This is a genomic window from Psittacicella hinzii, assembly GCF_003585935.1.
GTDB classification, from domain to species: Bacteria; Pseudomonadota; Gammaproteobacteria; order Enterobacterales; family Psittacicellaceae; genus Psittacicella; species Psittacicella hinzii.
The window spans coordinates 1-8,304 of sequence record NZ_NRJG01000155.1; the positions used below are offsets into that span (position 1 = coordinate 1).

General features: G+C 33.5%; 5 protein-coding genes. 3 read left to right on the forward strand and 2 right to left on the reverse strand.

The window, feature by feature from the left end:
* The first annotated feature begins 243 nt into the window (after positions 1 to 243).
* From CKF58_RS07205 to grpE, 3 genes are all read left to right on the forward strand, one after another.
* On the forward strand, positions 244 to 1,536 hold the full coding sequence (locus tag CKF58_RS07205; RefSeq protein WP_119532430.1) for a GHMP family kinase ATP-binding protein: 1,293 nt from the start codon (positions 244 to 246) through the stop codon (positions 1,534 to 1,536).
* 206 nt (positions 1,537 to 1,742) lie between these two features.
* Entirely contained in the window at positions 1,743 to 2,249 is a 507-nt protein-coding gene (locus CKF58_RS07210; RefSeq protein ID WP_119532431.1) for a hypothetical protein, read from the forward strand.
* 9 nt (positions 2,250 to 2,258) lie between these two features.
* Positions 2,259 to 3,056 (forward strand): nucleotide exchange factor GrpE, encoded by a 798-nt coding sequence (gene grpE, locus CKF58_RS07215; RefSeq protein WP_119532433.1) that lies wholly within the window; start codon positions 2,259 to 2,261, stop codon positions 3,054 to 3,056.
* 73 nt (positions 3,057 to 3,129) lie between these two features.
* Here the strand turns inward: grpE and CKF58_RS07220 are convergent, their stop codons facing one another.
* Both CKF58_RS07220 and CKF58_RS07225 read right to left on the reverse strand, forming a co-directional pair.
* A complete protein-coding gene (locus CKF58_RS07220) occupies positions 3,130 to 4,197 on the reverse strand; it encodes a rod shape-determining protein (RefSeq protein ID WP_119532435.1) in 1,068 nt (355 codons plus the stop codon).
* A 492-nt stretch (positions 4,198 to 4,689) separates the two neighbouring features.
* On the reverse strand, positions 4,690 to 7,866 hold the full coding sequence (locus tag CKF58_RS07225) for an excinuclease ABC subunit UvrA (RefSeq protein WP_147397240.1): 3,177 nt from the start codon (positions 7,864 to 7,866) through the stop codon (positions 4,690 to 4,692).
* Between the last annotated feature and the right edge of the window lie 438 nt (positions 7,867 to 8,304).

Here is an 8,304-nt window from a genome sequence, read left to right on the forward strand (position 1 = left end):
AAGTATGCCTCTAACTGCTTAAACAAAAACTATAGGATTGAAGTAAGTTCTTTTTGCTTAAATAACTAAAAGAATATGTAGACTACTTACAAAAAAATATCGCTTTTGTCAAATATATCTTCGAGATTTGCGAACCGTGAAGCAAAATTTCATTTTTAAGAGTCGATTTTCTTACTTAAAGTAGCTAAGATTTTAAAAGAACGTATAATAATAGGCTATATCATTAGCCAGGAAATAGATTATATGACCTTTTCGCAAATTTTAAATTCACCTGCTAAGATTAATCTATTTTTAGGGGTGGATGCTAAATGTACTAATGGCTATCATGCTATGAGTACCTATTTTCGTCTATTACCACAAATTGCCGACCAAATAACTTTAACTTGGCATAGTCAGAATGCAAGTACGACTAAAAGTTACGAACAAGCTGTAAAGCTGTTTTTAGAGCGCCTAGAAATTTTAGGTTGTGAACATATTGTAGGTAAAGAAGATAATTTAATTTATAAAGCAGTTGCTAAATTACTAAATCATCCTTTAGTAAATACTGAAAACAACCAAGCTCTACAACAACGCCTAGATAGCTTAAAATTAGAAGTAGCTTTAAATAAATTTATTCCAGCTCAAGGTGGTTTAGGTGGAGGTTCATCTAATGCTGCAACAGTATTAAGTGCAGTAGCCAAATATTTAGTACCTGATTTAACTACTCCAGATCTAATTTTAATTGCTCAAGAGATTGGTGCTGATTGTGCGATCTTTATTTTGCAACACTCAGCTCTTGCTTATCGCTTTGGTGATATGTTTTTTACTATTAAGCACTTAGAAACATATCAGTTTATGGAAATGCTTTTCAAGCAAGTAGATAAACTCGAAGAAGTATTACGTGGACAAGGTATTATCTTTACTTCGGCAGATTCAATTGCTAAAGCTTATATTGAACAACGCGTTAATCCAGAATTAGTTTATGCTCAAAACCTGGTAGTAATTCTGCTTGATTTAGTAGCGGCTATTTTAAAAACGCAAAGATTTAATCCTAACATTATTCCTAACCAAGCTTTAGATTATTTAAAACTAGCGAATATGATTGCAGCTCGCTATAGTTTATGGTCGAAAGGTTCTTTTGCGGTAATTACTTCTGATTTTAGAATTAACACTAAACAAGCTTTTGCAAGTTTAGAACCAACTCCACCAGCAACTGATGCTTGGGAGTATCCATATAAATTTAAAACACTTTTCCATCAAAGCTGCGCTCGTATGTTTAATGCTGAGCAAATGCCAAAATATTTAAATAGTTTTGCTTACGAGTTCTTTGCTAGTCAACCAGCATTAAATGAGTTAAGAGATAAGTTCCAAGGAACTCTTAATTTATCAGGAACAGGAGCTACGTGCTTTGTTTATATTCCAGAAATTCCTGAACTTACTGATTGGTATGTAAAAACCTTTACTCAACATTTAGCGCAAAACGAGCAAGCACAACAAGCGCATCTAACTATGCATTTAGTTAATCTACAAGATTTAAGTCGTTTAGTTTATAGTTAAATGCTAAAAGCAAGATAAGCCTTATTAACTTATCTATCGATTTAGCAAATAGCGGTGTATATGCATAAAAGTTTGTGGTATTGCTAGCTTTTACTCTTGATTTTTCCTATTTTGGCGGTATACTAGTAAGTGAAAAAATAAGTAAAACCTAGAGTATAGATTTATCAAATTGTAAATCTAAACTCCAAACGTTAGGAAGTTTATACATGACTGAACAAACTCCACAACAAGTAGCTTGCCCAGAATTATTAGATTTAAAAGAGTTAGCTACTTATTTTGCGCAAGCAAAAGTAGATGATCAAAATCTACTTGAGCAACTTGATAAATTTTTAGTGACAGCAACTAAAATTAACCAAGGTTTACAAGAGTACGAAGAAAATCATAATAAAGTTGCCGTAATTGCTGGTGAAATCAACCAATTACGTCAAAGCTTACGTAATGAAGAACAAATGCGTAATTTCTTTGTACAGCAAGAACGTAGCCGTTTTTACAACGAATGCTTAAAACCTAATTTAGATAAATTAACTGCTACTTTAGATAGTTCTGAAGAAAAGTTTGCTCATGATGAGAATTTAAAAGCAAACTTTGATGGGATTGCGTTAATCCTTAAATCTTTCGAGGATAACTTAATTGGTTTAGGTTTACACCAAAAACCAGAAGCCCCAGAAGCTGAAGCTGTAGAAAATACTGCAACAGAAGAAAAAGCTGAATAAGGAGTTAAGATGTCTGAACAAAAATTTAATGAGCAAGAAACTGTAAAAACTGAACAAGAGCAGACAGCTACTCCAGAAGTAGAAGTTGAAACTCAAGCTCAGCAAGAACAAACTGACGCTAATGCACAAGCTCAAGAGACAAAAGAGCAAGAGCCTGAATTTGTTTTAGCGTCACAAGTTAATGCCCAAGGTTTTATCTCTACGCAAGCTTTAGCTTATGTTGAAGAGTTAGTAAATAATTTAAAAGCTAATCCAGAACAAGTTAATCTTGAAACTTTAGCAAGTGATTTACAAGCTTTAGCTACTTTAACTGCTGCACAATACGAACAAGCCGAGAGCAAGTTAACTGTAGAAAATGATTTAGAACTACAACGCATTGCTGGTGCACAAACGCAATTAGAAGAAGAAAAACGTCGCGTAGAACGTGTTAAACGTGATACAGGCAATGCGGTTTCTTTCGCTAATGAAAAAGTAGTTAAAAACGCTCTAAAACCTTTATTCCAAAACTTAGACATGGCTGCAAATCGCTTACCTAAAGATACAGGTAATGCTGACTTTGACGCTTTCCGTGAATTCTTATTAAGTTTTGATGAAGAATTTGCTGCAGATTTAAGCAAACATGGGGTAAAACTATACGGTAACGTGGGAGATAAATTTGATCCAAATCTTCACGATGCTGTAGCGCAATACCCTTACCAAACACCGGAACAAGCTGGTACTATTGCTCATGTCGTAGCAAAAGGTTATGAACTAAATGGTCGCGTGGTATCACCTGCTTCTGTTGTGACTTTTATGTCTGACGATTAAAATTTAAGTACATATTTAAAGCCCTAGGAGTAAATCCTAGGGCTTTAAAGTTATTTAAAAATTAGACTTTTAATTAGTTTTGTGGAATTTCGTCAGTTGTGAATGAATCATAACCATCACGAATGATTTTCTCAAGCGCTTTACCGCCTCCACGTGCCACACACGTTAGTGGTTCGTCAGCAATGTAACAACCAATACCAGTTTTTTCTGAAATTAGTTTATCAATGTTACGTAATAAAGCGCCACCACCAGAAAGAGTAATACCGTTTTTATAAATATCAGCAGCTAATTCAGGTTTAGTTTTTTGAATTGTGCTTTGTACGGCACGTACAATTTTTTCTAATGGATCAGTAATAGCATCAACTACATCGTTCGAACTAATAGTTGCTTCACGCGGTAAATCTTCGTTGATGTTAAAACCTTGAATTACGATAGTTTTATTTTCTTCATCAGTTAAGCGAATTGCTGAACCAACTTCGTGTTTAATACGTTCAGCAGTGTGCTCACCGATTTTTAAACCAAACTTAGTTCTAATGTGTGAAATAATCGCTTCATCGATTTGGTCACCACCAACACGTTCAGAAACAGCACATTCAATACCATCTAATGAAAGAACTGCTACTTCAGTAGTACCACCACCGATATCTACGATAAATGAACCTTTTGGAGAACTTACTGGTAAGCCAGCACCTAAAGCTGCTGCCATTGGTTCTTCAATTAGGTAAACTTCACGAGCACCTGCACCTAATGCCGCTTCTTTAATTGCACGGCGTTCAACTTGCGTTGATTGTGCTGGTACACACACTAAAACACGTGGGCTTGGACGGAAGAAATAAGTCGGTTTGTGAATCTTTTTAATAAATGCTTGGAGCATTTTTTCTGTTAAGAGGTAGTTAGAGATAACTCCATCTTTTAAAGGTCTTGAAGCAAAAAGATTTTTAGGAGTTTTACCTAACATAGCTTTGGCATTATGACCTACATCAGCAATGTCTAGTAAAGCACCGTTAGCATCACGACGTACTGCTACTACTGATGGTTCATCTAATACAATACCTTTATCGCGAACATAAATTAACGTATTCGCTGTACCTAAGTCGATTGCGATGTCATTTGAAAACATCCCAAAGATTTTTTTAAACATTTGTTTACCAAGCTAAATTTGTTGAAAATCTGAAAGAATTTCAGAAAGTTGGTTAATGGAGGAAAACTGAAAATGGTCTTTGCTACTCATAGCAGCATAAGATTTAAAGTAAATATTGATTTTATGATGAAATTGTTATGCTAATGCACAATTTTCTCAAGCTATTATAGCAAAAGCATAGAGCTGTTGCTAAGTTAATCAATATCAACCGTAAACTAACTTGCTTAAAGAAAGCTAAAAGACAACTTACAAAGTATGGACTGAGTTACAAGCAAAACAGCCCATACGTATTGCTAGTTAACTGATTAAAAAATAGTCTTTACAAGAATTGATGGATAAAGAGATTATCTTAGGATTTACAAAGATCAAGTTTTAAGACAACCACTATAGCAAGATCAAGTGTAACAAGATAAACTTACAGTAAGATAAATCTACAGTAAGATAGACTGCAGTAAGATTAACTATTGCAAGTTAGATTTCATTAAACAATCTCTACTTTTCAAGTTCTAAGTTAGCTTGTGTTTTTTGATGATAAGTATAAATATCTTGCATCATTGAAGATATCACTGGAGCTTCTGCTCGATCAGGTGTTGCTTCTTTATCTTGAGTATTAGTCTGTTCAACTTGTTCGATTACTTTAGCAATTGAACCGGCAAAAATAACCTGTCCACCTTTTTCTGCTGCACCAGGGCCAAACTCAATATAATGATCGGCGTTATAAATAATATCTAAATTATGCTCAATAACTACAATGGTATGTCCTTGATCTCGAAGTTCAATTAAGAAGTCTAATAGTGACTGAATATCATCAAAGTGTAAACCGGTAGTAGGCTCATCGATAACGATTAAGGCATGCTTATCTTGTAACTTATTAATAGAGATATTCTTAATTAAGTACAAGCGTTGCATTTCTCCACCCGAGATCTCTTGAATTGAACGTCCTAAAACCAAGTGACCTAAACGGAAACGTTTAAGATAGGCAAGACTAACAATAATACGTTTTAAAACAGATGAAGCATGATTTTTATGATACTTAGTGAAAAAGTCATAAGCTTGATTAATATTTAAGCTATAAAAATCAGCAATATTGTATTCAACTGTTGAATTTTTATCATACGATAAGTATTCAGCTAAAACGTAATTCGCGTAGCCTGTACCTTTACATTCAAAACAAGTGATCTCTTCGCTTACGTTGCGTTCAATTTCCATACTAATCACACGTTTACCTATGCATTGAGGACACTTGTTTTTAGTTTGGCGATTGTTGAGTAAGAATTCTTCTTTAGCAAGATGTTTGATTTTATGTTTACGTTTTGAAGCTTCTTCAAATAAAGTCGCGATTTTTTCTGTAATGTCAATGTAATCCATTAAGGTAACATTGCGATTATCTGGAATTTGATGCGTAAAAAGTACGATATCGATAAAGTCATCATTGATAGTAGTTGTATTCTTTAAATTAGCCCCAATAATTTTCTTTACCTTATAGAGGTTTTTAAATGCAATAGGTAAAGCACCAGTAGGAGTAAAGTCTTTTTTCGACATTTTTAAAGCAGCATTAGTTGCAGCATATAAAATATGCGAAGCAAAAATAGACTTTCCTGATCCTGAAACACCTGAAATTACATTTAATCCTTGGCGTACTATTTGGATTTTACTCTCGTTAAAGTAACCAACATTAACTCCTTCATAAACGAGTTTAGGTTTTTTACTATAATCTGGGCGATTGTTAGCACTTAAATATTCTGCAAAAGTCATTTTTAGAGCATTTGCTTGTTTTTTAGCAAGAGGTAAAGAAATTTCCGTATCTACATTAAAGTCAGTATTAACTAAAACACTACGTAAACTGTCTTGCTCGGTTAGGTTCTTAATTGCGTCTAAGCGGTTGTTGTACTCTTTATTATTTAACAGAGATAGAGCTTGAGAAATTGGTACTTGATTATTTAAGTATTGAGTTAATGGTAAATCTTGTCGCATTAACTGTTCTACCGTACCTTCAAACTCAATACGTCCGGCATTTAAACTAATTATATGATCGGCATAGAGAATGAAATCATTATCATGCTCAACTACGATAACCGAATTACCACGTTGCACTAATAAACGTAGTTTATCAATTAAACGACGGTTATCTTGTGGGTGTAAGCCGATAGATGGTTCGTCTAAAATATAAGTAACACCAGTGATTTCGTTATTTAAAACCTTGGACAGTTGAATACGTTGAATTTCCCCACCAGAGAAAGTGTGTACTTTACGCGATAAACTAATATAGGTTAGATTCATATCTAACACATGTTGTAAACGCGCTAAGATGTCTTTAATCAAAGCAACTTGTAACATCGGCAGATCTAAAGTAGCTTTTTGTTGTTGCATGGTTTTTAGATCTAGAGATTGTTCAGCATGTTTTAAATAGCGCTGAAAAAAGTCATGCACTCGATGCAAAGGTTGAGTAAATAAATCTTGGTATTCTTGTTCTAAAATACTAGCTTGAGTGATATAAGAAGCTAAACCTACTCCATGACATTCTGGACAAATAGTATCTAGCTCTTCGCTTTTGTTTTTAGTATCAACATAACCTGTACCATTACAATGTTGACAGCGATTTTGTCCAAAAGTTGAAAAAGCATTACGTTCACGTAAATTAAAAGCTTTTACTTCCTTATCACCATCTTTAACAACGGCAACTAGAGGATAGTCTTTAACCTGTTGGGTAAATGGAGAATAAACGCCAATGCTAGGTTGATATTTACTACGCAGAGCTTGTTCTACGGCATTAGTGTATTTACCCTCTTGAGCTTGAGCGCTTAATTTGCTGGTATCTAAGCCTAAGTCTCCAAGAGGTGTTTCTAAACCAGCATGTTTTAAGAAGATTTTACGAAAGTCTTCTGCTTCAGTAGCTAAAGCATTTGATAAGGTTTTTTCAAAATGGTCTGGAATATTATTTTCTTTATCAATAGCGACAAAGACAAAGTCAATACTATTAATAGCAAACTCTAACTCTTCAACCTCTCCATACAGATCATCAATATCATAAACAATACTCTTATTTAAGATAATCGTATCCGGTGGAGCGCTGTTATACTCAAAAAGAGCTTTAACTATTTGCTTATTGCGTTTAACAATTTGTTGCGGGTCACGCTTTTTAGCTGGAAACTCTAAATCAGTTAAGCCTGGAAGTATAGGTAAAGGAAAAGGTATAGATAGTAAATAACGATAACGTAGATTACGATAACCCAACATTTCCTGCGTTAGTTTAGGCAATGCAGGAATGAGGTTTTTAATATCTTTAGGACTATAGGCTTGATCAATTTCTTGTTGATCAAACTTAGCAAAGTTAGCGTAGAGCAAATTAATTTGGGTTTCAATTTCTAGAAACTGTGCTAAGTTTAAACGTTTACGTTTATTACTAAATCTTTGTTCTAAATACTTAACAGGAGTTAAACCGCGTACGCGTAAATTAGAGTAATTTTGATAAAGATTATATAGATGGTTAGAATTATCTAAATTATTTAACATTTGTGATTGTGCGACAATCACATTGTTAATTAAGGTAGTTTTACCACTTCCCGAAGTACCTGTGATAACTACAAATTTATTTAAAGGGATTTTTAGTTCCGATATTTGCAGATTGTGCAAATAAGCATTTTCGATATGTATAAATTTCTGTTCCATAAAAGCATTAAGATGCCGATTTTTAGAGTAAAAAAGGTAAAAATTACCATTGGTTTTATCACCAAATTCTACCTAATATTATAGCTTGATTTACGGTTAGTAAGAGCTGAAAGCTCCGATATTTTTTATAAATATATCTGGCTAGGTTGTCTTTGGTAGTTACTAAATTTCAATGATATAAAGGTGATAAGTAAATTTAGGTATCTAATTAGAAGTAAATGGTACAAGCTTCTTTTTTGTAATTTGGTGGGTGAAAATATTACTTAAGTAGGCAATATTAGCTTGCTTTATGTAGTTTATGCTATAATTAAATTGTCAGATTTTGTAAATCTATGTTTAACGGAAAATTATTTACAGCAAGTTTAAAGATTTATTTCTGACCTTAGAAAGAAGCTAAGTCAATTAGTTCCTAATTGTTGTTAGTTATTTTTAAGTGAG

Excerpts from the sequence above, each read along its gene's own strand:
- CKF58_RS07205 (WP_119532430.1), top strand. The coding sequence starts at position 244 with ATGACCTTTTCGCAAATTTTAAATTCACCTGCTAAGATTAATCTATTT.
- CKF58_RS07210 (WP_119532431.1), top strand. The coding sequence starts at position 1,743 with ATGACTGAACAAACTCCACAACAAGTAGCTTGCCCAGAATTATTAGAT.
- grpE (WP_119532433.1), top strand. The coding sequence starts at position 2,259 with ATGTCTGAACAAAAATTTAATGAGCAAGAAACTGTAAAAACTGAACAA.
- CKF58_RS07220 (WP_119532435.1), bottom strand. The coding sequence starts at position 4,197 with ATGTTTAAAAAAATCTTTGGGATGTTTTCAAATGACATCGCAATCGAC.
- CKF58_RS07225 (WP_147397240.1), bottom strand. The coding sequence starts at position 7,866 with ATGGAACAGAAATTTATACATATCGAAAATGCTTATTTGCACAATCTG.